The sequence below is a fragment of the Streptomyces sp. WAC05374 genome, from assembly GCF_004353505.1.
Lineage (GTDB): Bacteria > Actinomycetota > Actinomycetes > Streptomycetales > Streptomycetaceae > Streptomyces.
The window spans coordinates 245,290-268,178 of record NZ_SMNQ01000008.1; the positions used below are offsets into that span (position 1 = coordinate 245,290).

Annotated in this window: 26 protein-coding genes; 7 read left to right on the forward strand and 19 right to left on the reverse strand. The window is 71.1% G+C overall.

Annotated features, from left to right (window positions below):
* Window positions 1–45: 45 nt before the first annotated feature.
* From E2B92_RS18220 to E2B92_RS18235, 4 genes are read right to left on the reverse strand one after another with little or no spacing between them, the layout of a single operon-like run.
* Window positions 46–795: a hypothetical protein gene (locus tag E2B92_RS18220; protein WP_133087601.1), complete on the reverse strand. Its 750-nt coding sequence runs from the start codon at window positions 793–795 to the stop codon at window positions 46–48.
* Between the two features lie 22 nt (window positions 796–817).
* Window positions 818–1,516 carry a hypothetical protein gene (locus E2B92_RS18225; RefSeq protein WP_200836958.1) on the reverse strand — a complete coding sequence of 233 codons (699 nt, stop codon included), beginning with the start codon at window positions 1,514–1,516 and terminating at the stop codon, window positions 818–820.
* 13 nt (window positions 1,517–1,529) lie between these two features.
* Window positions 1,530–2,378, reverse strand: coding sequence for a relaxase/mobilization nuclease (locus tag E2B92_RS18230; RefSeq protein ID WP_126888827.1), 849 nt, complete (start codon window positions 2,376–2,378; stop codon window positions 1,530–1,532).
* The gene (locus E2B92_RS18235; RefSeq protein ID WP_030958056.1) at window positions 2,375–2,800 is read right to left on the reverse strand and encodes a hypothetical protein; all 426 of its coding nucleotides are present in this window, start codon (window positions 2,798–2,800) and stop codon (window positions 2,375–2,377) included. Before E2B92_RS18235 ends, E2B92_RS18230 begins: the two co-directional genes overlap by 4 nt.
* A 273-nt stretch (window positions 2,801–3,073) precedes the next feature.
* On the opposite strand from E2B92_RS18235, the gene E2B92_RS18240 reads away from it, so the two are divergent.
* Window positions 3,074–3,616: an HNH endonuclease gene (locus tag E2B92_RS18240; protein ID WP_126888826.1), complete on the forward strand. Its 543-nt coding sequence runs from the start codon at window positions 3,074–3,076 to the stop codon at window positions 3,614–3,616.
* A 63-nt stretch (window positions 3,617–3,679) separates the two neighbouring features.
* On the opposite strand, the gene E2B92_RS18245 is transcribed toward E2B92_RS18240, so the two are convergent.
* From E2B92_RS18245 to E2B92_RS18280, 8 genes are all read right to left on the reverse strand, one after another.
* On the reverse strand, window positions 3,680–4,177 hold the full coding sequence (locus E2B92_RS18245) for a hypothetical protein (protein WP_126888825.1): 498 nt from the start codon (window positions 4,175–4,177) through the stop codon (window positions 3,680–3,682).
* A gap of 29 nt (window positions 4,178–4,206) precedes the next feature.
* Window positions 4,207–5,448 carry an MFS transporter gene (locus E2B92_RS18250; protein WP_235023870.1) on the reverse strand — a complete coding sequence of 414 codons (1,242 nt, stop codon included), beginning with the start codon at window positions 5,446–5,448 and terminating at the stop codon, window positions 4,207–4,209.
* 79 nt (window positions 5,449–5,527) lie between these two features.
* A complete protein-coding gene (locus E2B92_RS18255; protein ID WP_126888823.1) occupies window positions 5,528–6,715 on the reverse strand; it encodes a hypothetical protein in 1,188 nt (395 codons plus the stop codon).
* Window positions 6,712–7,170, reverse strand: a complete 459-nt coding sequence (locus tag E2B92_RS18260) for a hypothetical protein (protein WP_126888830.1) — start codon at window positions 7,168–7,170, stop codon at window positions 6,712–6,714. The genes E2B92_RS18255 and E2B92_RS18260 overlap by 4 nt, the downstream gene beginning before the upstream one ends.
* A gap of 194 nt (window positions 7,171–7,364) precedes the next feature.
* Entirely contained in the window at window positions 7,365–8,099 is a 735-nt protein-coding gene (locus E2B92_RS18265) for a glycosyltransferase family 2 protein (protein WP_126888829.1), read from the reverse strand.
* 52 nt (window positions 8,100–8,151) lie between these two features.
* Window positions 8,152–8,571: a hypothetical protein gene (locus E2B92_RS18270; protein ID WP_327437494.1), complete on the reverse strand. Its 420-nt coding sequence runs from the start codon at window positions 8,569–8,571 to the stop codon at window positions 8,152–8,154.
* A gap of 273 nt (window positions 8,572–8,844) precedes the next feature.
* Window positions 8,845–9,864, reverse strand: a complete 1,020-nt coding sequence (locus tag E2B92_RS18275) for a hypothetical protein (protein WP_235023872.1) — start codon at window positions 9,862–9,864, stop codon at window positions 8,845–8,847.
* Between the two features lie 93 nt (window positions 9,865–9,957).
* Complete coding sequence (locus tag E2B92_RS18280) at window positions 9,958–10,737, reverse strand: hypothetical protein (protein ID WP_126887826.1); 780 nt, start codon at window positions 10,735–10,737, stop codon at window positions 9,958–9,960.
* 239 nt (window positions 10,738–10,976) lie between these two features.
* On the opposite strand from E2B92_RS18280, the gene E2B92_RS18285 reads away from it, so the two are divergent.
* Window positions 10,977–11,429, forward strand: coding sequence for a hypothetical protein (locus tag E2B92_RS18285; RefSeq protein ID WP_126887825.1), 453 nt, complete (start codon window positions 10,977–10,979; stop codon window positions 11,427–11,429).
* A 14-nt stretch (window positions 11,430–11,443) separates the two neighbouring features.
* Here the strand turns inward: E2B92_RS18285 and E2B92_RS18290 are convergent, their stop codons facing one another.
* From E2B92_RS18290 to E2B92_RS18320, 7 genes are all read right to left on the reverse strand, one after another.
* Window positions 11,444–12,958 carry a VirB4 family type IV secretion system protein gene (locus E2B92_RS18290; RefSeq protein ID WP_126887824.1) on the reverse strand — a complete coding sequence of 505 codons (1,515 nt, stop codon included), beginning with the start codon at window positions 12,956–12,958 and terminating at the stop codon, window positions 11,444–11,446.
* 28 nt (window positions 12,959–12,986) lie between these two features.
* Window positions 12,987–13,451 (reverse strand): DUF6238 family protein, encoded by a 465-nt coding sequence (locus tag E2B92_RS18295; RefSeq protein ID WP_126887823.1) that lies wholly within the window; start codon window positions 13,449–13,451, stop codon window positions 12,987–12,989.
* 79 nt (window positions 13,452–13,530) lie between these two features.
* Complete coding sequence (locus E2B92_RS18300) at window positions 13,531–15,003, reverse strand: SCO6880 family protein (protein ID WP_126887822.1); 1,473 nt, start codon at window positions 15,001–15,003, stop codon at window positions 13,531–13,533.
* Window positions 15,004–15,084: 81 nt separating this feature from the next.
* Window positions 15,085–16,461 carry an SCO6881 family protein gene (locus tag E2B92_RS18305; RefSeq protein ID WP_126887821.1) on the reverse strand — a complete coding sequence of 459 codons (1,377 nt, stop codon included), beginning with the start codon at window positions 16,459–16,461 and terminating at the stop codon, window positions 15,085–15,087.
* A 36-nt stretch (window positions 16,462–16,497) separates the two neighbouring features.
* Window positions 16,498–17,190, reverse strand: a complete 693-nt coding sequence (locus E2B92_RS18310) for a hypothetical protein (RefSeq protein WP_126887820.1) — start codon at window positions 17,188–17,190, stop codon at window positions 16,498–16,500.
* Window positions 17,190–17,504: a DUF6112 family protein gene (locus E2B92_RS18315; protein WP_064068923.1), complete on the reverse strand. Its 315-nt coding sequence runs from the start codon at window positions 17,502–17,504 to the stop codon at window positions 17,190–17,192. Before E2B92_RS18315 ends, E2B92_RS18310 begins: the two co-directional genes overlap by 1 nt.
* A 144-nt stretch (window positions 17,505–17,648) precedes the next feature.
* A complete protein-coding gene (locus E2B92_RS18320) occupies window positions 17,649–18,785 on the reverse strand; it encodes a C40 family peptidase (protein WP_126887819.1) in 1,137 nt (378 codons plus the stop codon).
* A gap of 510 nt (window positions 18,786–19,295) precedes the next feature.
* Here E2B92_RS18320 and E2B92_RS18325 point away from each other — a divergent pair.
* From E2B92_RS18325 to E2B92_RS18345, 5 genes are all read left to right on the forward strand, one after another.
* Complete coding sequence (locus tag E2B92_RS18325) at window positions 19,296–20,051, forward strand: DNA-methyltransferase (protein WP_126887818.1); 756 nt, start codon at window positions 19,296–19,298, stop codon at window positions 20,049–20,051.
* A 243-nt stretch (window positions 20,052–20,294) separates the two neighbouring features.
* The gene (locus E2B92_RS18330) at window positions 20,295–20,852 is read left to right on the forward strand and encodes a DUF4913 domain-containing protein (RefSeq protein WP_185923689.1); all 558 of its coding nucleotides are present in this window, start codon (window positions 20,295–20,297) and stop codon (window positions 20,850–20,852) included.
* Window positions 20,849–21,331: a hypothetical protein gene (locus E2B92_RS18335; RefSeq protein WP_126887816.1), complete on the forward strand. Its 483-nt coding sequence runs from the start codon at window positions 20,849–20,851 to the stop codon at window positions 21,329–21,331. The genes E2B92_RS18330 and E2B92_RS18335 overlap by 4 nt, the downstream gene beginning before the upstream one ends.
* Before the next feature lie 17 nt (window positions 21,332–21,348).
* The gene (locus E2B92_RS18340) at window positions 21,349–22,050 is read left to right on the forward strand and encodes a hypothetical protein (RefSeq protein WP_126887815.1); all 702 of its coding nucleotides are present in this window, start codon (window positions 21,349–21,351) and stop codon (window positions 22,048–22,050) included.
* A 15-nt stretch (window positions 22,051–22,065) separates the two neighbouring features.
* Window positions 22,066–22,815 (forward strand): hypothetical protein, encoded by a 750-nt coding sequence (locus tag E2B92_RS18345; RefSeq protein ID WP_126887814.1) that lies wholly within the window; start codon window positions 22,066–22,068, stop codon window positions 22,813–22,815.
* Window positions 22,816–22,889: the final 74 nt, after the last annotated feature.

Sequence of the window (22,889 nt, forward strand, 5' to 3'; positions counted from 1 at the left end):
TGATGGTGACGTACTCCAGCACCAGGAAGTCGGGCTCCCCTGGCTTCATCGAGCCCTGGAGGCCGACGTTCGTGTGGCGGCAGGGGCCGGCGGCATGACGGCGCTGGGGGCGGTCCGAGCTGCGGGGTGCTGGAGCGCCGTGCCGATGCCGAGCGCGTCGAGCTGCGGGCCGAGCGCGCGCAGGGCGCGGGCCTGGGCCCTGGTGTCGTCTGCGCCGAGGCGGTAGATACCGGTCTGCGGATCCTGGATGAAGCCGTGAGCCGCCAGGACGGCGCCGGCTGCGTCACCGACGGGCGCGGCGGCAACGCTGCCGTCCTGCTGCCAGGTCAGGACGACCCGATCCGGCTGGGACGGCTGGATGCCGCCCAGGGCGTTGTGCCGGACCTGGGCGAGCGCGGCTTCGTAGCGGGCGAGCAGGTCGCCGGCGACCTGCTCGGCGCCCAGGAACGGATCGTCCGCGAGCGCGATGCCGTTGGGCTCGGGTACGGCGCGGTACGCCTCGTCGGGCAGTGCGCGCGGGGCGACGGCGGCAATGAGGAATCCGTCGCGTTCGTCGTGCCGTTCCAGGACGACGAGCTGGGCTCCGTCCGGGCGGCTCAGGACGGCTGCCTGCTGGAGCGGGTGCTCAGCGAGTGACCCGGCGACGAGGTCCAGGTCCCAGATGCGGTCAGCCAGTTCGGCGAGGTCATCCTTGTGCTCGGGAGGGTGGTAGGAGCTGGTCCAGGTGCCCGGGAGTTCGCCGGCGAGGACGTCGGCGTACGAGGCGAGGCGCTCGGAGTTGGCGTGATCGTGCATGGTGTCCTTGGGCGAGGTGGGGTCAGCGGCGCAGGCCGGCGGCCACGGGAGGCGGTGGCGGGGCCGGCGCGATGCGCGGCGGGGGCGGGCAGGCGCAGACGGCGGAGCGCTCACGTTCGGTGGCGGGGACCTCTTCGGCGCAGATGCTGCGGCCGGGGTGCGGGACGTGCCGGTCGGCGAGGGCGTTACGGGTGTCGGAGAGGTCGCTACGGATGGCTCGGAGACGCTCGTCGGCGAGGTAGCGCAGACGGCGGGCGATGTGCGGGTCGGCCGCGTCGCCAAGGCCGTCGTGGAACTCGGTGGTGGCGATAAGGACTTCCTCGAGTGCGGCGAGGACACCGTCGTGGGAGGCGGTCAGTTCGGTGAGTACGCCGGCCGCATCCCAGGTGGTGGTGGCTTCGCGAATGCGCTGGGCGAGATGGGCGACGGTGGCGCCCAGCGGCAGATTGTGGACCGGCCGGCGGTCGGTGTCGAAGTCCTCGTCGCAGTCGACGTGGTATCCGACGGCCCGGAGCCGGGCGACGGCTTCGATCCCGAGGCGGGTGTCGTCGCCCTCGACGAGGTTGGTGGGGGCGCGGTGGTAGGTCTCGTGGACGCGGACCACCGGGACGAAGCCCGTACGCTGCAGGACGCTGTGGGCCTCGGGGTCTCCGCCGCGGGCGAGGACCTCCTCGGAGTGCGGGTCGCGGCGGACGGTCAGGAATCGGTCGGCCAGGGGCAAAGAGACGTTTCTCCTACGGTGATCGCCGTGCGGCTGCCGTGATGGTGGGCAGTGCCGGGAAGGCTGTGCGTGGCCGGGTGGGTGCGTTCAGGTGGGTCGCGGTGGTGTCGAGGTCCTGCTGGATGCCGTAGAGGCGGCGGGCGATCAGCTCCAGGCAGTGCGCCGTGGCGGCATCGGGCTGGTGGGCGATGCGGTGGGCGGTGTGTTCGACGAGTCCGCGCACTGTGGCCAACGGGCCGGTCTGCTCGTCGGCGAGCTGCGAGAGGATGGCCGCGAGCTGGGCTGATGCTGTGGAGGCGGGCCGGGCGAGGGCTGGCGGCCTTGGAGTGCTTCGTACGGGCATCAGGCGCAGGTCCTGCTCGATGCGGCGGGACTCGGCCGAGAGGCGTCGCAGGACCTCGGCAGGTTGCGTGTGCCAGGAGCCGTCGAGGCGGATCAGGTTGGCGATCAGGTCGAGGCGTCCGGGCTGGGCCTGGACGGCGATCCACCGGCAGTCGTTCGGCTCGCCGGGGACTTCGATGCCCGCGGCGCGGGCCAGCCGGTGGGCGGCTTCGGCCCATTCGGGGCCGGTCAGCTCACGGTCGTCGGGGTGGAGCCGGACGTCGAGGTGGAAGATCGCGCGCCGGTCGCCGTTCGCGCTGGCGGCGAACGGGTACTCCATGAGCGGGTCTTCGAGGTGCTCAGCCCACTGGAGGGACGTCCAGATCTTCTGCTCGTCGTCCAAGGTGTAGTAGTCGAGGCCCGGCCAGTGGGCGACGACGGTGTGCTCGGTCAGCCCCTCGTCCGGCGACACCGGACGTCCCAGCGCCTCGGTGAGCACGTCGTTCGGAGTGTGGGTCCGCTCGTGGAGACGGGGAATCACCGGCTGCTCCGGGCGTCGGCTATGTGCACCAACTGGTTGAGGGCGGTGGTGGTGTACCAACCGCAGTCGATCAGGGCGTTGTCGTCGGTGTACTTCGGCAGAAGGGCATCTTCCATGGCCCGGAGATGGATCAGGCAGTCCGGGCAGCGACGCGAGAGGTGCACGAGGTAGCGAGGGTGGGCGGTGATGTACGACTGCGCGCCGCCGGTCGCATCGCGCAGCCGCCATCCGTCCACGTCGGTCGGGGTGTGCCAGGACGGGGCGACCACGCGCATGGCGTCACCCCACAGTTCTCCGCCGGCGACCCCCTTCAGGACGACGACCGTGTCGCCGGCCTGGAAGTGCTGGTGCGTGATGTCCCGATCCGGGGTGAGCGGGTCGGGCGTCGGAGCGAACACCGGTGTGGGCGGGGGCTGGGACATGCGGTTCCTTTCCACGCGAGGCGGGTGGCGGTGGGAGGAACAATGGTCCGGAGGATCGCCGGTTTGGCTAACCGGCGATCGTCGGCTATGTTGCGCCGCGATCAACCGGATCGGCAGCGCAACTGACCGCATCTGACGAACCGTTGGTACGAGAGGCGGCGTCCGCAATTCGCTGACGCGATTGACCTTGTACCAGGCTGCCGCACGTTGTCAGTGCTGCCCGCTAAGTTCCTCCCGAACACGGGGGGTGCCTTGGGCCGGAAGAAGCAGGACATGTGGATCAGGCTGATGGTGCTGTTCACCAACATGGGGCGTTGCGTCTACTGCGACGCTGCCGAGTCAGCGGAGATCGATCACGTCGTCCCGGTAACGCATGCCGGGTGGGACCACTGGGTCAACATGGTCCCGGCCTGTGGGCCGTGCAATCAGGGCAAGAGCGACAAGGGGCTGCTGGCGTGGGTTGCTCAGCTGACGTATCAGCGCTACGGCGCGGAAGCCAGTACGTGGCCGCACGGGGACAAGGGCCTCTGGTGGATGCGGGAAAGGATCGAGCGCGCATTCGATGAGGTCACGGCGCGCATCGAGGGCGTCAAGTCGGAGCTGGACGACAAGGAGCGCCGCGACTGGTTCTTTGACCGTTATTGGTTCCTCGGGAAGAACGATCCGGTCTATCTCTGGCGTGCCTGGGTTTCGACCCGCGTGGAGAAGGCCCGCGAGGAGGGCTGGCCGAAGCCGCCCCCGCCACCGCGCATGAGGGTCGTACGAACCCGCCTGGGGCAGGTGATGGAACCGATCCCGGAGGACGAGACAGCGTGACGGTGGCCCCCCTACGAAGGGGGCCTGTCTGACGCACGACCCCGGCCGTGCACTGACGGCTGGTCATCGGAACGGGTTCTCCGTCCCGCGGTCGTCCTCGCCGGCGGCGTCGAGGAGTTCGAGCAGGTCGGTACCCTCCGCATCACGCTGGTCGATCCACCATCCGGCGCGGGTGATGGAGCGGGCCTTCTCCTCCAGCTCCGCCCAGTCCGCCTCGTCCCAAGACCCCTCGACGACCAGTGCGGTGTGAGCGGAGGTCATGAGCTGGTGGCGGGACAGCTCGCCCCAGGCCAGGGCCTTCTCCGGGCCCTCCAGTTGCGGCATGTCGAACTTTTCCGCCCATTCGACGGCAGCCTGCTGCTCTTCGGCGCGCTTGGCGGCGAGCCACTCCTTCGTGGACTCCGTGTCGGCGTCGCGAGCTGCCTTCCAGCAGTCGGTGCAGTCCCGGCCGGCGAGCCAGCGGGCGAATCCGGCGCGCTTGTCGGCGGGACGGTTGGACAGGTCATGGACGACCTCGTGGGAGCAGGAGTGCTCGACAGTCCACTGCGTACGGACAGCCATAGATGAATCTCCTCAAATGGGTATGAAGGTCAGAGGCTTGCGGGGTTGTTCTGGGCGGCCTCGTGCCGGCCTCGGGGTGGGCGGCGGTGTCGACCGGCCCGGGAGAGACGTCCAGCCGGGCCGAGGTGCGGGCGCGCGGCGAGCAGGACGGTGAGGGCGAACGCGGCGCCGGCGGCGGGGAGCGCGGCGCTGGCGAAGGGGTGCTCGGCGAGGCGTCCGGCGAGGGCGGTGCCGGCGGACTGGCCGGCACCGATGGACAGGATCAGCCACGCGTACGCCTCGCTCGTGCGGGCCGCGGCGGTAAGGGCGTCGGTGGTGACGTAGGCGCAGGCGACCACGACGGTGAGGAAGGCGCCGGGCACGATGACCGCGCAGGCGGCCGCGTACGGTCCCAGGAGGGCGAGAAGTGGGAGCCACCCGGCCAGGAACGCGGCCCCGGCAGTGATCATTCGGTCGGTGGTGGTGCTGGTCCAGGTGCGGCGTCCGTAGACGAGGCCCCCCAGGAAGCTGCCGGTCGAGAATGCGGCGGGCAGGATCCCGGACAGCATGTCCTCGTCGTGGTGCTCGGCCATGGCGATCGACCACACGTTCATGGATCCGATCGCGAACCCGATGCCGGTGAGAGAGACGAACAGCAGCACCAGGCCGGGGCTGACCAGCCGCCGCCCGGCCCCGCCGTCCGTGCTCGTCGGCTGCGCGGGACGCCAGCGCCGGGAAGGCGGCGCGCTCGCGACGGTGGCGGTGCCGACGAGACCAAGGGCGGCGGTGACGGCGAGAGCGAGGGACGGGCTGTGCGCGGAGGCGAGCGCGGCGGCGAGCAGGGGGCCGACGATGTACAGCAGACCCTGCGTACCGGTGTCGAGGGCGAGCGCCGCGTGCCGCAGTCGGGGATTGGGCAGCACACTCGGCCACAGCGCCCGCAGCCCCGCCTCCAGGGGCGGCGTGGTCAGGCCGGCTGCGACGACCACCGCCGTGGCGAGCGCCGGACTTACTTGGCGTCCGACCACAGGCAGAGCCACCAGCAGCACTGAGTTGAGTACGGCGGCGGGAAGGTGCACGGCGGTCTGTCCGCGGCGGTCCATCAGGCGCCCCTTGACCGGCTGGGACAGTGCGGAGGACAGCCCGTACAGGGCGCTGAGCAGCCCGCCGAAAGCGATGCTGCCTCCGGTCGCGGTGGCCCACAGGAGGACGGCGACCGGCGCCATGCCGTTGGGGAGGCGGCCGGTAAGAGTGCCGCCGAGCAGGCGGGCGACGTACGGGCTGCCCAGCACCGCGCCATAGGTAATGCGCGGGGCCGGGGCCGGGGGTGCGGTCAGGGACAACGGGTGCTTTCTCTCGGGGGAGCGGTGCCTAGCGGTGGCGGGCGGCGGTGGTGCGCGCTGGCGGCGCGGGTGGCGTGGTGTCCACGGCGGGGCGCGGACGGACCCGTAGGACGGGGGTGCGCTGCGGCGGCAGAACGGCGACGGTCGCCCCGAGGTCCTCGGCCGCGTCATGCACTTCGCGGGTGAGGAAGTCGATCTGCCGGCCGAGTGCGGTGAGCCGGGCGGCGACCTGCCGGCCCTGGACGGTCTCCAGTGCGCTGGCGAACTGGCCCGTGGTCTCCAGGAGTTCCTGAAGGCGGACCATCGGACCCGCGTGGTAGCCGCGTTGGGTGGCGCCGAGGAGCGCGTTGGACGCGTCACCGGCGTGCTGGGCCTCGATGACGTCCCGGATGAGTTCCTGCAGCGATACCTCGGGGGCGGGCACGGGGCGGTTGAACACAGAGACGTCTGCGCGCAGCACGCCGGGCGGGACCGCGGCGGGCAGCACCTGTCCGGCCTCGTATTCGTGGGCGAAGTACCCGATCACCCGCCAGCCGGGGGCGTCGGGGTCACCTCTGAGGGCGACCACCCTCGAGTCGTCGTCCTCGATCAGGTGGGCGAGGGTGATGGGCTGCCCGTCAGCGGCGTACCACGACTCGGTCAGCTCCAGCTCGCCTCGCCGCTGTGCGGCCTGGGCCCGCTCAGTCCACGCCTGCTGTTCTTCGTCGGTCAGCGGGGCCTTGTGATGCTGCTGCGGGTTCTGGTCGGCGAGGTTGCCGGCAACGAAGCCGTGGTCCGCCCACGCGGCGAGGTGGGGCCACAAGGCCGCATGCTGCCCGCGTTCTGCTGCCGAGCCGGGGGCAGCGGGCCGGTCGAGTGCCCTCCGGATCTCGGCGGCGGAGACGGCGAGGCCGTCCAGCACGGTCTGCCATCCGGTGAAGTGCCGGGCGGGCGGCAGCTCGTTGAGCGCGCGGCGGGCGGTATCGAGCAGTGCATCGGCATGCGGGGCGAGGTGCGTGGCGTACGCCTCCACGGCGGCCTTGTCGCGGTGGGCTCGTGCGGCTGCCGCGGCGCCTTCGTGAACGGTGCGGCCGTAGCGGTCGCGGGTCATGTCGAGCGCGACCTCGGTCTCGCGGGCGATGACGGCCATCCGGAGACGGAAGTCGCGTGCTCGGGTTCCGAGGTCGCGTGCCACGGGCAGCGGGCGTTCGGGAGCCGGGTCGCTTCCGGGCGTCATCGAGATCGCCCGCCACCGGAGGCCGTTAGGTGGACGGTCGGCGCGTAGGTGGGCTTCGGCGGGATCGGCCGGGCCGACGACGGCGAGGTGGTGGGTGCCGTGCCGCGCTGCGTCGTACGGCCGGCGGCGGCCTGTGCGAGACGGCTGCGGCGTTCCAGGAGCCCGTTCGGCCGCACGGGAGGTGGCGGGCTGGCCGAAGTGGCGGGGTCGAGAACGACGTCGGCGTGTACGGCGTAACCCTGGCGGCGCAGGTCGTGGACGGCCTGTCGAGTGCGGCGAGGGCCGTCCCGTTCCGGTTCGCTGAGCCTGAACAGCCCGGGTTGGCCGGCGACCGGTTCGAACTCTTCGCGCAGCAGAAACCATTGGGCGAGGTGCGAGGGCATGGAGGAGGTGAAGGAGGCGACGAAGCCGTGTTCCTTGTGAGTACCGAAGACAAAGTGGGTGCCGGGTTCCAAGAGGGTGGGCATCTCCTCACGTGGTCGGTGGTGGAGCAGGTCAGCGGCGGGGTGCCGGACGGGCCGCAGGCAGGGGACGCAGGGGTGCCGGCACGGCGAGAGCCGGGCGCCGGTGCGGTGCGCTCACGCGGGCTTGGCGCAGGAACGCGCGGCCCCAGGCCGTCGCCGACCGGTAGGCGAGGACGATGTGCGCGTCAGCCACGGGCGAGAGCCTCGCGGGTACGAAGAGCGGCCCGCAGGCTGAGTCCGTAGCCGTGCGCATGCTCGCGGGCCGCCGCCTCAAGCTGGTCGTACGACGCCTGCTGCGTCATCTGCCCCGGGTGCTTGCGGTACCGGTAGACCGGCAGGCGCAGCAGGATCCCCGGGGCGAGGACCGTGACGCCGACGGCCGCCATATAGTCCTCGCCCTGGACGAGGCCGCCCATTGGGGCTGCTCGTACGAGATCGGTGCGGGCGAGGATCGTGGTCGGCCCGATCGGGATCGTGTCCTGCGGCCGTGCCCAGTAGTTCATGACGTCGCCGGCCCCGTGTCGACCTGGCGGCGTCGGGCAGCGCCACAGGATGGTCGAGCCGTCGGGGTGCAGGTCCTCACTCCAGCCGGCGCACCAGCCCACCCCTGTGGATTCGAGGGCGGACAGCCGTGCCGTCATGGCGCCGTCGGTGAACTCGTCGTCATCGTCAGCCCAGTTCACGTACTTGGTGCGGACCTGGGTGAGGGCGAGGTTGCGGGCGCAGGCGGCGCCGACCGGGCGGGGCAGCGTGAGGGTACGGATGCGCGGGTCCGCCGCGAGAGGGGCGGGCAGGCGGCTCGGGTCGGCGCCGTCGAGGGCGATCACTGCCTCCCACGGCACGGACTGCCGGGTGAGGCTGGCGTGCATGGCGGTCAGGTAATCGAGGCGGTCCTCACGCAGGCGGCTGGCGATGACGATTGTGATCGGGGGCGTGGGCAGGGAAATCTCCGGGAAGCGCGGGCGGGAAGGGTCAGCGGCGGGCAGCGGTGCGGGGACCAACCGAAGGCGAGGTGGGGGCGGGACGGGCCGATGGCGCGGCGGCCGAGGCGGGGGCAGACCAGTGCGCCGGGTGGTTGCTGAACGGGGCGCGGGGGTCGGTGCCCCACGCGACGAGAGGACCGGCGGTGGCGTGCAGCACGCTGATCACTTCGATCCCGTGGGGGCGAAGGATGTACCCCCACTGCACGTCCAGATCGGCGGCGGTCTTCTCGGTGACCGTCATGCGGACCGGCGGGGAGCCGTCGGGCGTGACCAGGTGGTCCAGGGTGCTGCTGGCCCACTGTTCACCGCCGGTCAGCGACGAGAGGATCTCGGGCGGGGCACCGTCCAGGAGATCAGTGCCCAGCTCGTCCCATCCCACGGCGACGCCATCCACGAGATGCTGCGCCATAGCTTTGACGTCACGGCCGAACCGGTACCGGTGGGCAGTGAGGAGGATGGGCAGTTTCTCGCTCGGCTGGCCGTCGAGATGGACGTATATGCCGGTGTAACCGGTCTCGGTGGGGCGAGCGATGAAGGAACCGGTCGACAGGAGGGGCCTCCAGGGCGTTGCAGGATCACTGGGTGGGTGCTGGGCCGGCGGGCGGGACGTGCGGCGGGGTCGGGGCAGTTCTGTCGAGGCCGGTGCCTGGCCCGGCGGCGGGAGGTTCGGCCACGGGTCCTTCTAGACAGAGGCGCTGGGGCCGGCGGCCTTGGCGTCGGTGCGGCGGCAGCTGTAACCGAGGAGGCTGGACGCCTCAGGCACGCTCGGGACGGCGGCGATGTCCGAGCAGGTGAACGTGTAGGTGAAGGCGGGGCTGGGGCTGGTGCCGAGCCAGGCGCGGTCCTCCTTCTCCGGAATGATCCGCAGACCCGGGGCGGCGACGGCGTCGTGCTGGGTGTGCGTGTGGGAGAAGACGACGAGCGCGCCCGTGGTGGTCTTCAGCGCGTACGCGTCGGTGAACTGCGGGTCGGCGGCAGTGAAGCGGGTGGTGCCGCGCGGGCCGAACTTCCGGGTCGTCTCGTCGTGCACCTTGATCTGCCGCTGGGAGGTCTGGTTCGAAGTGAAGACCTTCTTCCCGGTCAGCTCGCCTCCGGTGGCGAAGTTGTCGGTCACCGCCGAGCGGAGCTGGCCGACCGGTGCGGCCAGGGACTTCGAGGAGGCGTCGATGGCGGTGGCGTAACCATCCTTGTCGAGCACGATCTGCGGGAGCTGCTTGGGATCGTCGACGTCGACGGTGGCCACCATCTCCCACTGCTTCGACTTCGTGTTCTCGGCCATGACCAGGACGCGGGCGTGCTGCTGCTGGCTGCCGCCCCTGGTGACGGCGGCGAACCACCGCTGCTGTCCGCTGTTCAGGCGCGGGATGTACAACTCGGTCGCCGACAGGTCGTACGACCACAGCCGGTACGGCTGGCGGTCCGCCTGCGGCAGCGCCTCGTCCTGCTTGAGGTCGGCCAGCGACATCGCGTAACGGGGACCGTCCTCGACGGTGTCGAGGAGCGCGCGGTCCTGCTTGACGTGCGCGAGGTTGTTGGTCGTCGAGTAGCGGGTGATGGCGTCGCGTGCCTGCGCCGGCGTGAGCGCGGGGGTCGCCACCGGCGCGGCGGTGGCGCTGGGCGCTGTCTTCTTGGCCGAGGGGTTGCTGGCGTCGTTGGTGCAGGCGGTCGTAGCCAGGGCGACGCAGAGTGTGGCGGTGATCAAGGGCAGGGTGCGGCGGATGGTGCGGATGGGGGCTCCTCGTACTGGGGAAGAGGGGGGAACGGGTAGGCGCGCGTGGCCGGTCCGGCGGTCGGCCTATCGGTGGCGCAAGGTGGCTGCGGCGCTGGTCGGCGCGGGAACGGGCTGCCGCGTGGTGAGGGTGGTCGGTGTGGTGGTGTGGCGGAGGTTGACACCGATGCCCTTTGGGGAGAGGTGGTGCACCAGGGCCTGCAGGCGGAGAGCGCGGCCGTCCTCGCCGTAAGCGGCGGGCAACAGGAATGCGGCTTGGTGCGGGTGGTACTGGAATCCGAGGGCGTAAAGCACCGTGCGGGCTTCCTCGGGGACGTCCCTGTACGGAGTGCCGAGCGCGCCGTCCTCGTACCAGGTCAGGGTCACGACGTCGGCCACCTGCGGCGGTCCGGCGCGGTGCGGCGGCTCTGGCTGGATGGTTGCGTTGTGCAGCACGGTGTCCAAGGCCCGCTGGTAGCGGGGCAGCAGGCGCCGGGTGACCTGCGCGGCTGCCCGCGCTGGCTGGGCACGAACGGCGATGCCGTTCGGTTCCTCGACTCCAGAGAAGTGATGGGGCTTGATGCCGGGCCCTTCGGGCTCCAGCGGTGCCACGACGAACTGGTGCCGGTACAAGGGTCGATCGGCGAGATAGAGCTGTCGTCCGTCCTGGTCGCGCAGGACGGCGTGGTGACTGAGGACGTACTGGCTGACGATGTAGTCGACGTGGCCGACGTCCCAGAGCGCCTCGGCGCTGGCGAACTGCTCGTCGCAGGAAGCGTGTCGGACGTATTCGGTGGTCCACTGGCCGGGCAACCGGTCGGCCAGGGCGTCGGCGAAGGCGGAGAGATCAGCGCGGAGTGTGGGCATGTGTTCCCAAGGAGATTCGTGGCGCTCTAGCGGCGGGAGCGCGGAGGGCCGGAGGCAGACGAAGGCCCCAACGACCGGGGACGGGCCGCGGCTGGCTGGACGGCCCTGTCTTCGTCCGGGCCTACTGCGGGCGGGGTGTAGTGGGCACGCAGGTTCTCCAGATCGGCCTGGGTGACCTGTGCCGGCGCCAGGCGGACACCGTGGGCGGCGTCACGTAGCAGGCGCACCGCCTGTGGTGTGTGGCGGTGCTCATGGCCGGCCCAGAGGGCTATGGCCACGAAGTGGCCGGCTATGTGGTCGAGTACGGGCGTGGTGGCTTCGACGAGCCGACGGGTGACGGCGCTGACCTCGGCGGGCGTCTCCGCCATGGCGAGCGCGGTGAGGTAGGGAGTCAGGTCGGGAAGCGGCAGCGGCTCGTCGGGGAGCAGGTGCGCGGCCAGGAAGGGCTCGGCGTCCCGGCGGGCGTAGCGGTGAAGCGTGTTGGGCGAGGTCTCGCGCTGTTCCGGATCTTGGTAGGGCAGGGAGGGGTCCGTTCTGATCGGCTGGCGGTGAGTGGCAGCAGGATCGTCGTGCGGTCACGGTCCGAAGAGGGCGGCCTGATCGGCGTGGACATCGGTCCAGCCGAAGACCACGCGCTCCATCGATTGGTGGCGGTCGGCGGCAGAACGCGGGGTCACTGCCAGTTGGGGTGAACTCGCGGGACTTCTCAGTGCATGCGGGCGTCGGTGTCGAAGAGGGCCAGCTCGTGGCTGTGCAGGAGGTGCTGCACGATGAAAGATCGACCGGCCACCTTCCACAGGCCCCTGCCGCGGTTGAGGTGGGCGATGGCGTCCATCTCGACGGAGGTCAGTCCGAGCAGGGAGGCCGCGGCGTGGAGCTGGTCGGTCTCCTGGCGGTAGATGATGCGGGTGCTGCAGTCGGCGAGCAGGCCCTCGGCCAGGGCGCGGCCCTGGGATCCGGCATCGCCGGCGGTGAGCAGGTCGGACAGCCGGTGGATCACCATGAGGTTGGCGATGCCGAGTCCGCGGGAGAGCTTCCATTGGGCCTGCATGCGCTGCAACAAGCCGACATGGCGCATCAGGCGCCACGCCTCGTCGTACACGATCCAGCGTCGGCCGCCGTTCGGGTCGGAGAGGGCGGACTCCATCCAGGCGGAGGCGCACGTCATCGCAAGGACCAGCGCCGTGTCGTCGCCCGAGCCGCCGAGTCGGGACAGGTCGATGGTGAGCATCGGCGCGCCGGGATCGAAGGCGATGGTGGAGGGGGCGTCGAACATGCCGGCCAAGTCACCGTGGACGAGGCGGCGCATGGCGTGGGCCAGGTCACGGGCCGCGTCGCCGAGCTGTCCCGACACCATCCCGGCGGCCTCATCCAGCGCGCCGGAGTTGTTGAGGGTGGCGGCGACGTCACCGAGGAGCGGGGTGCTGCCGATGTCGGCGGCGCGGGTGACGACGGCGTCGAGGGCGATGTCCAGGGCCGTGTGCTCCATGGGCATCAGGTCCCGGCCAAGGACGGTACGGGCCAGGGAGCCGAGCAGGAGAAGGCGCCGCTTGCGGATCTCGCCGACCCAGTCGGCCTCGGAGACGCTCGCCGGGCGCGGGGCCGCGTCCAGCGGGTTCAGCCTGCCGGGCAGTCCTGGCCCGAGGGCTACTGATCTGCCGCCGAGGGCTTCCGCCACTGGTGTCCACTCGCCCTTGGGGTCACACGGAACGTAGACGCGGTACCCGAAGGCCACGGAGCGCAGCGCGAAGGACTTGGCCAGGGCGCTCTTGCCCTGGCCGATGACGCCGGCGAGGAGGAGATTCGGATTGGTGAAGCCCTCGACCTTGCCGTACAGCGCGAAGGGGTCGAAGACGAAGGATGCCTCGGCGTGCACGTCGCGGCCGATGTAGATGCCTTCCGCGCCGAGGCCGCCTTCGGCGAGGAAGGGGTACGCGCCGGCGGCTACGGCGGTGGTAATGCGGTGTGCGGGCAGCTTCAGCCGGTTCTTCCGGGCGGAGGCGGGGCCGGGGCGTCCGCTCGGGGGGTAGAGAGCAGCGGGCGTCTCGTGCTCGGTGGAGGTGTTCTCGGCCTGGTGGGCGGTGGCTTCGGCGCGGGCTTTGGCGGTGGCTTCGGCGAGCTGGCGACGGGCCTGTTTGCGGCTGGCCCGGTCGGTTCCGTGGGGAGTGAACAGCGGAGACGCGGACGCGCGGCGGGCGCGGCGGGCGGGCCGGTGGCTCATCGGGGGCCCTCGATTCTGCGGGTGGTGCTCATCGCACGCAGGCCGTGGTGTGCGTGCGGAGGTCGGTGGGGGTGGTCTTGCGCCGGATGATGTGTCCGGCGGCGAGGTGGCGCTGGCAGATGGTCAGCACGGGTGGTCCCTCGGGCAGCCGTTCCGGGTGGCACGCGCTCACCTCGGCGTCTTCTGCCGTCGTGTTGCTGGGCAGCAGGTGGAAGGCCGAGTGGATCTCGGCGGTGGCCTGCCACACGCGGGTGTGCGCGGTGGCGAGGTGGCGGCCGGCGGCGGGGTGCGGTGGCCGGGTGGTCTCGGCGAGCCGGTCGAGGAGCTGGTGCAGGGCGGTGAGGTGGGCGTGCAGCACGTCAAGGTGCAGTCGGTCCACCGGCGTGGGGGAGGTGGCGTCCGGCCGTGCCAGAGCACGGGTGTGGTGGCGGACTCCGGCGCTCGCGGCGCGGAGGTAGGGGTGCGCGTCCTGTGGACGCGTGCGAGAGGTCAAAGGTGGTGGTCCTTCCTGCCCGGAGGCAGGGGCGGTGGTAGCGATTGCTCCTGCCGCGGCGTGATCGAAAAGGGGTTGGTCACAGGGCTGTCCGGGCGAGCGGCAGGGCGGTGAGGGTGAAGGCGTCGGGCTGCTGGTAGTTGAGCCGCCGCAGGTCGACGCCGGAGGTGACGGCGCTGGTCTCGATCTGCGCGCACGCTGCGTCCAAGAGGGCGTCGGTCTCGGCCGTGACGGTGACCAGGCCGGTCAGGGCCACGTCTGCGTGCCCGGCGATGAGCTGGCGCTCTCGCATTTTGACGTCGGCGTACTCGACGGAGTCTTCCTCGCTGTCGACCTGTCCACGGCGGGCGCGCTCGTTCGCGTCGGCGATGATCGCGGCCTTCTTCCGCTGGACGTCCCGCAGCGCGGACTCGAGCCCCTGCGGCGCGTATATAAGGGACAGGCTGCGCCGCACTCCGGCCGTGAACATGATCCCGTGCAGGAAGCCGGCTCCCATTTCGGTGCGCGGCCAGTTCTCCACCCAGTACGTGGCGTGGCGGGCGGAGTCGGTGGCGAGGCGGTCGTACTCCTCGAACTGGACGACGGGTCCGGCGGCCGCGGGGTCCGCCTCGGCGCGGCCGGTGTCGGACCACTGCTGGAGCGCGGCGAGTGCCTTCGGGTCGTAGGCGGTGCGGATGACGGCGGCGATCTCCCGGGCGCTCAGCCAGCCCGTGACCATGAGCCCGGCGTTCCGGGCGGCCTGGGCGATGGAGGCAGTCGTCTGCTCCATGACGGTGAACGCGCCCGGCAGCCCGCCGCCGGCCTGGCTGATCAGGCGCTTGGCGGCCTTCAGGTCCAGGGAGATGGCGAGGTAGGTCTCGTGCGGGGCGGCGGCCGGACCGGCCGAGGCGACCAGTTCCGAGTAGATCTGTCCGGCGACCGGGGCCTGGGGCTGCCCGTTCTGGGTCCAGTGGCGGGTGAGGGTGTCGCCGCTGTCGGGGACGGTGCGCTCCAGGACCTGCACGGTGGCGATGTGCCCGGTCCGGGCGATGCCCGCGAGCGCACGTCCCCAGCTGGCCACGTTGTGGTTCTGGGTGGCGGGGTCGAGGAGGGCGAAGGCGCGGGAGGTGACACGGGCGATGGCGGTCAGGGTCTGCCGGTGCGGGTCGTGGACCGCTGCAGCGCCGTTGGCGGAGTCGCCGGGGGTGACCACCTTGAGGGAGGCGGCGGTGCCGGGCAGGTGAAGGACGCCTTCCTGCCGCGGGCGGGTGACGGGCCGGGCGAGCCAGAGCGTCTGGCCGGTGCGCCGGCGCTGCGCGTAGCGGGCGACGATCGGCGCCCAGTCGATCAGGGAGCGGCCGTGCCGGCGGATCGCGACGAGAGCGCCCGATGCAGCCAATAGCGGGGTCAGGGCGACGGCGCCGAGCAGCCCAGTGGAGAGCACCGTCATCAGCAGCAGGGCCAGGGTGCACGACACAAGGACGAGCTGGGGAAGGGAGAGGCCGAGGAGGATGCCGCGACGGGACCGGTGCGGGAATTTCACCGTGACCGGGGCGACGGAAAGGTCAGTCATGGGGCGGGTCCTGGAGGCGCGGGTGGGGGCCCGGGGGCGGGAGCGCGCGGTGCGTCCCGCCCCCGGGAAGCGGGCAGAGGATCAAAGGCCGGTCGGGGGTGGGGGCGGCCCAGCCGGTCCGCTGGCCGTGGCGTTCTGTGAGCCGGAGGACGGCGGTGCGCCCTGGGGCGGCGGGGTCGTGGTCGGGGGAGCGGACTGCCATCCGCCGCCCTGGCTGGACGCGGCGCTCGGTCCGGACCCACCCGGGCCCGGGCTTCCTCCCACCTGGCTGCTGGTGTCGTCGGAGACGCTCGTCGGCGCGGGCTGGACGGCAGTCTCCAGACCGGACTTGATGGCATCCCCACCGGGCGAGACGCCCGTGCCACCGCCTTGCGCGTCTTCCTTGCCACCGCCTCCACCGGTCGAGTGGGAGGCGATGTCGCCCGGGAAGCCGCCTCCGCCCGCGGCGTCGGGGCCTTGCGGAGCGGCGCCCGCTCCGGCTGCCGCACCGCCGGTTCCGGCGGTGGCGGCTGCCGCCGCGGCCTTGCGGGTCGCGTTCTCGGCGTGTGCCTTGGCGACCTGGGCTCCGGCGCCGCCGGCGCGGTGGATGGACTCGCCGTCGGTTCCGTCGGCCGCCCAGTGCACGAACTTGAACACCGCGTACGGGCACAGCAGCACCAGGACCATGATCACGATGCCGGACATGACGTCGGCGAGGGCACCGATGCCGTCCTTGGCCTCGGTCTTGCCCATGGCGGCGATGCCGAGCACGAAGATCACGGTCATCAACAGCTTGGAGACGACGAGGGTGGCGGTGGCTTCGATCCAGCCCTTGCGCCAGCGGCGTGCGACCTCCCAGCCGCCGCCGGCACTGGCGAAGATCGCCAGGGTGACCATGACGAGGATGCCGACCTTGCGGACCATCATCACGCACCAGTAGAGGAAGGCGCCGATGGCGGCGCCGAGACCGGCCACGACCGGGACGAGCCAGCCCAGCCCGGCCAGGGCGCCGATCTGGCTCACCTTCACGATGCGGCGCACGGCCGACTCGATGTCCAGGCTCGCGGCCTTGAACAGGCCCTCGGAGATCGCGTCGACCACCTCCACGGCGACCGTGGTGAAGGCGATGGCGCAGAAGGCGAACAGGACGCCCGACATGGTGCCGGTGAATGCTTGGGTGAGGGCTTGACCGTCGCGTCTGATGGCGGCCCGGACGAGCTGTGCGCAGAACGTCGCGACCAGCAGGACCAGGCCCAGCGGCAGCAGCATCTCGTAGTTGTCGCGGAACCAGCCGGCGTTCAGGTCGACCTTGGTGGTGGTGTTGACGGCCTTGGCCGCCAGGTCGGCAGCGGCGGCGGCGAGTTCGCCTGCCGACTTCGCCATCCAGTCGCCGATGGCCTTGCCGGGATCCGAGGCGAAATCGACCGCGTCACCGACGGCGCACAGCTTGTCTGCCAGGGGGAAATCACAGAAACCCACGGAGAGTTGCCCCTCCTTTCTTGTGTCAGGCGCGGGTCACTGCGTGACGCTCGGAGCGATGGCGGCCAAGGTGCAGTCGTGGTTGGGACGGCACTGCACGGCCAGGGTCACGGCGCGTTCCTCGGCTCCACCGCCGCCCTTCTTCCAGGCGATCTGCTGCTTGCCGTTGACGGTGACGACGTAGATGTACGCCTTGGTGATCGCGGACGGGTCGTCGGCCAGGGCCTGCTTGAACGCGGAGGGGTAGTGGCCCTCGGTGACACTGGCGGTGGCGTGCTGGTCCTGGTCGGCCATGCGCGACCACAGCACCGGATCCGGGACTTGGCCGGAGACCGATGCCCAGTCGGCGTACGTGGGCTCGTTGGTCATCCACGCGCGCATGCCGGCGAGCTGCTGGTCGCGGCTGGTGTTGCGGGTGTCGTAGGACCACAGCATCTGGGCCACGGCCTTGGCGTAGGCGACCGGCTCGGCGATCTGCGGGGGCTTGGGCACCGATCCGGATCCGGCGACGGGCTTCGGGGCGGCCTCGGAGGAGGACGGGCTGCTCGCCGGCGCCGGAGCGGCGTGATCTCGACCCTGGCGGCCGTTGCCGTTCCCGCTGAGCCAGGCGACGGTGGCGGCGGTCGCGAGCAGGACGGTGACGACCAGAGCGACGATCGCGATCCGCTTGTTGGCCGACCAGCCGATGCCGTACGAGGACAGGGAAAGGGAGGGGAGTCGTTTCTGCATCAGTGGACCTGCGACCCGAGAGCCGAGAAGAAGGCGACGATGCCGTTCGCGGCGCCCAGGCCGAGGGCGGCGCCCGCGGCGACGACGGCGCCCTTCTTGCCGTTGGCCTCGGCCTGGTGGCCACCGGTGTGGTGGCCCCAGGCCCACACGCCGAGGGAGACGGCTAGGGCGCCGACGACGGCGATGATCCCGAACATGTTGATCGAGTTGACGACGTTCTTCAGCACGGCGAGGCCGGGCAGGCCGCCGCCCGCGGGGGTGATGCCGGGGTCGAAGGCGAGCTGGATGACGCGGTCTGCGAGAGGGAGGGGCATGGGTGTGGCGAGGCTCCTTGCGAACGCAGGCCAGGCGAGGGGCCGGCGGAAAGGGGGGAAGCGGAGGGGGAGGCGCGCTCGGCGCGCGGGAAGTGGCCGCGGCGGCGGCCCGCCCGCAGCAGCGGGGTGCGGGCGGGAGCGGCGTCAGAGGACGCGGCGGGCGGCGAGGATGTCCCAGTCCTTGATCGGGGTGATCCGGACGGGCTTTCCGGTGCGCGGGGCCTCGATCACGAGGCCCTCGCCCATGTACATGCCGACGTGCTCGGGGCGGCTCGCGGTGCCGCGGCTGAAGACCAGGTCTCCGGGCTGGAGGTGGCTGGGGGAGACGGGCTTGCCTTCGTTGACCTGCGTGTACGTGGTGCGGGTGAGGGTGATGCCGGCGTGGGCGTACGCCTGCTGCATCAGCGAGCTGCAGTCGCAGCGGCCCATCGGGTCGGGGCCGTGCGCGGCGGTGCAGCTGCCGCCCCACTGGTACTGCGTGCCGAGCTGGTGCATCGCCCAGTCCAGGGCCTTACGGGCCTTGGGGTCGGCATCCTTGGGGATCTTGTATCCCTTCGGGACGCTCCCCTCGGGGATGCGGCCGAAGCCGGATCCGTCCTTGGACGGAGAGCAGCCGGTGGTGCTCTCGGCCTCCTTGTCCGGTTTCTGGCCGTCCTTGTCCTTGCCGGAGCTGTCGGAGTTGCCGGGGAAGGTTTTGGCGATGGCCGTCTGGAGCGCGGTGGCGAGGTTCTCCCACTGTGCGTACGCGTCCGGGTAGCCGGACTTCTGCACGGCTTGTGCCGCCTGGGTGACGGTCATCTGCTGCCAGCCGTTGACCTTGAGCAGAGCCTTGTAGAAGCGCTCACTGGCGTAGACGGGATCACGGATCTGCTGGGCAGTGCCCCAGCCCTGTGAGGGACGTTGCTGGAACAAGCCGAGGCTGTCCCGGTCGCCGTAGTTGAGGTTGCGCAGCCGCGACTCCTGCATCGCGGTGGCGAGCGCGATGATCTGGCCCTTCTTGGGCACGTCGAGGCTGATGCCGGTGGCGACGATGGTCCGCGCGTTGGGGACCTGCTCGGCGGGCAGATCCAGGCCCTCGATGTGGACGTCCTTGCCGGACGCGCCGTCGAGGATGTCGGTAACGTGCTTGGCGACCTCGTCGGAGTCGATGTCGGTCAGGCAGCCGCTGAAAGAGCCGGAGGTCTGCACGGCTTCGGCGGAGGAGGCCATCATCATGGCCGTCCCGGCGAGCAGCAGTGGGGAGAGGAAGACGACGCCGATGCCGGCGGCGACCGCCTTCAACCGGCGCGGACCGCTCGCGCGTCAGCGATTTCGGGCATGGGTGGGTAGCAAGGCGTCATGAACGTGTGTCCTTGGGGGTGCGGTGTCCGGCGTGCCGCGTGCGCGTGGCGGGTGGAAGGGCGCGGCGGCCGGGGTGGGCGATCGTGATGGCCAGGGAGCGAGTTGCCGCTCGCTCCGCATGGCCGTGTCGTGGTCTAGGTGTGCCGGGGCAGGGGGTACCTCCGTGAGGCGTGGTGGGGAGTAGCCAGCGGCGGTGTGCGCCGGGCGGTTCAAAAACAGTAGGCCCGGATTGGCGGCTGACCAAAAAGTCGGCGTGAGGTGCCGGAATCCGCTACGTCAGCAGCGGACTTCTTGGTCGTCGGCGTATTCGCCTCTACAGTTTTTGGACTCCCCTCGCCCTCCTCCGTCTGCGGCCTGGGCTTCTTCATGCCCAATTCCGGCCTGTGCGGGGACTCGTATGCGAGACGGGAGCTTCCCTCCACGCTTCCACACCCGAATTGGGGCCCCTCTTTGCCTTTTTCCCTGCACCAGGGCGACGCTCTCAGCGTCCTCGCCGGCCTGCCGGACGACTGCGTCGACTCCGTCATCACCGACCCGCCGTACAACTCGGGCGGCCGGACCGCGAAGGAGCGCACCACGCGCTCGGCGAAGCAGAAGTACACCTCCGCCGACGCCCAGCACGCCCTGCCGGACTTCACCGGCGAGAACATGGACCAGCGCAGCTACGGGTTCTGGCTGACGCAGATCATGACCGAAGCCCACCGCCTCACGAAGACCGGCGGCACCGCGCTGCTGTTCACCGACTGGCGGCAGCTCCCCACCACGACGGACGCGATCCAGGCGGCCGGCTGGCTGTGGCGCGGTGTGCTGGCCTGGCACAAGCCGCAGGCCAGGCCGCAGAAGGGCCGGTTCACCCAGAACTGCGAATTCATCGTCTGGGCGAGCAAGGGGCCGATCGACGGCTCCCGGAACCCCGTCTATCTACCGGGCATGTACTCGGCTTCGCAGCCCTCGGGGACGCAGCGCCAGCACATCACGCAGAAGCCGGTCTCCGTCATGCGCGAGCTGGTCAAGATCAGCCCCGAAGGCGGCACGGTGCTCGACTTCTGCGCTGGCTCCGGCTCCACGGGCGTCGCCGCCCTGCTGGAAGGCCGCGACTTCATCGGCGTGGAGAAGACCGAGCACTACGCGTCCATCGCAGCCGACCGACTCACCGAAACGATCCGCGAAACCCTCACCCAGGACGACGTGGACCTCTCCGTCTGAGGCTGCGACCGCCTTTCCTGCGCAGAACCCGACGCCGCTTCTGGCCTCGAGCGGTATCCCGTCGTGACGCCGGTAGTCCGTCGACCGGCCCGCACTGCTTCCGCTTCCCCTTTTTTCCGCACCTCGTAGGAGGCCCCACGTTCCATGTCTGAATCCATAGAACCCTCGGACCGCGGGGAGTTGGAGCCGGTTCGTATTCCGGACCCCCACCTGGAGGGAATCGAGGCGAGCGTCCGCAGGCTGATGGAGCAGTCGGCGCAGCAGGCCCAGCAGCTTGACCATCTCGCCTCCGCCCCGGCTCCGGGCGGATCACCGTTCGCCGCGTTCGGCATGCCGGGACTCGGCGGACCGCCCCCGGCTGCGCCGCCGGAGCCGCGCCCGATTCTGGAACTGGACGGGGAGGAGCGCGAGGACGAGCTCGACGCGTTGTCCGACTGGGTCGACGACTTCTTCCTCCCGGTCTACGGGGCGGAGGTCACCACCGCGGCGCCCTGGTGCCTGCAGTGGCAGGAGCACGACGACGTCGTTGCATGGCTTCACGCCCTGTGGCTTGCGTACCAGCAGCACAAGGACCCCGAAGCCGGCCTCTCCGGCCTGTTCGTGTGGCACCGGGACTTCCTCACCCACGCCATCGCGGCGATCCGCGCGCCGGGCGGTCCGCTGTCGGCCTGCATGACCTCACCCGAGCGTCCCGCCCACCGGATCCTTCCGGGCCCGCCTCCCTCGGCGCGTACGGAGAAGGCGACGGCGAGCGCGGCGGAGGCGGCCGGCCCCCCTGAGCCGGACGAGCCGACGTCGTGAACGGTGGGCAGCAACCGGCTTTCGGCCTAAGTTTCGACCCCCGAGCCCTGACCGATCTCCTCCAGGCGCCCAGCGACATCCGCGATCTCACCCTCGCCTACCTGCAGGAAGTCGTGAACGCGCGGCGCTTCGGGCTCCGGCTCACGGGCGACCTGGAGGGCTACCGCAAGTTGTTCGTGGACTCCCGCAAGGACTGGCGCGTCGTCTACGGCGTCCGTCCGGCGCCCGCCGAGTCCTCTCACCAGCGGGAGATCCACGTCGTGGCGATCCGACCGCGGGCGGGCAACGACGTCTACGACGAGGTCGGCCGCCGCCTGGGCATGACCCGCCGGCCGCTGAGCGCCCGCACCCACGCGGCACGCTCCCGCTCCCCGCAGCTCACGACCCGAGGCCCCGCACCCCGGCCCGCTCCGCCGCCCTCCGCGCTGCCGGGCCTGCCCCGCCCCGCACTCAACCCCTCGCACCATCACGCCCGCTGAACGACGGAGTCCCGCCTATGCCCCCTGACCCCGCGCCGGCAGCAGTCCGGCGTGCGGTGTCCCCACTCGACCATCGCATCGAAGCCGTCACCGGCCATGACGTCGACACCCTGTGGGCGTACCGCGACCGCGGCGTCCTCGACGAGCCACATGCCCACCTGGTCGACCGGCACCGCGAGCTGGCCCGGGCCGAGACCGGCGTGACCTTCTACCGCGTCCTCCTCCACCGCCTGTCCAGCGGCGAGTTCCCCGTCGACGGCGCCCTGTTCGCGCGCATCGACCGCACCGTGGACCAGTTGGAGGAGGCCGCCACCGTACGCGACGCTGCCGCCCTGAAGGTGATCACTGCCCTGGAGCCCATCGAGGCCGCCGCCGCAGCGTCCTCGGCGCCCAGCGAAACGCCGCTGTCGACTGCCGACCAGGCGGCGCTGCTGGCCATCGCCGGCGGGGCCAAGCTCTACGAGCACCTCCTGACCGGCCGGATGTCGGTGACCACTGCCTCCGGCACCCGCATCCCCTACGCCGAACTACAGCAGTTGGAGGGTGCCGGCCTGGTCTCCCGTGATACCGGCCACGCCGTGCACGCCGGCCAACCCGTCGCACTGACCGATGCCGGCTGCGCCGCGCTGTTCGCCGCGCGCCGGCCGCCCACCACCCACGTGCCGAAGCCCCCGGCTCGCCCCGGGGCCTGGCCGTCCACCCCAACACGGCGCCGCTGAACTCCTGAAAGGCCCTTGTTGTCCCCCAGCGAACCGGCACCCGTCCGGAAGCCCCTTCCTCAAGTCGAATTCGACGTGGACGACCTCGACGCCGACGAGGAGGTTCACCTCGACTTCTACCGTCAGGTCGAAGTGCGTTCCGACATGCTCGTCCCCCTGGCGGAACACCACACCGCCAACGGTGTGCACAGCTACTACGTCCTGTTCGACCGCACCGCCACCTGGGGCCACCCCGGCACACCCCAGTACGTCGCCGTGCACCTGCAGCGGAACCAGCAGGAGCGGACGTTCGCCTTCGAGAAGGCTCCGCTGCCGCTGCCCGCCATGGCGCAGTCCTGGCTGATCCACCGCGGCTGCCCCTCCGATGCCATCGGCCTCGACCCCGAACTGGGTCCCCCGCCAGCGGACGAGGCGACGCGGGCGCTGGAGCAACGCCTCGCGGGTGACGGCGACCACTACGCGATGGGCTACTCCTACACCAGCGACGACCCGGACGACATGGTCACCGTCGTGGCTCTGCGCGCTCTCGACGAGCGAGCCCCCTCCCCGTTCCGCGTTGTGGTCGAGGAGGTCGACACGGACGCGTGGACCCACACCCTGCGCGAGGGCGGCTTCACCACGGTTGAGGAGGCCCTTCGGTGGTGCGACGACCGGCTCAGAGGCGAGGTCGGCCCTCTCCCGCCGGTCCGGCCGGCAGCGTCAGTCACCCGCCCGGCTGCCATGCCGAAGGCCCCCGCTCCGCGCCCGCCTAGCCGATCCCGCTGAATTCCGAGGCCGACCGGCGCGGCGGAACATAGCCGACGATCGCCGGTTAGCCAAACCGGCGATTCTCCGGACTC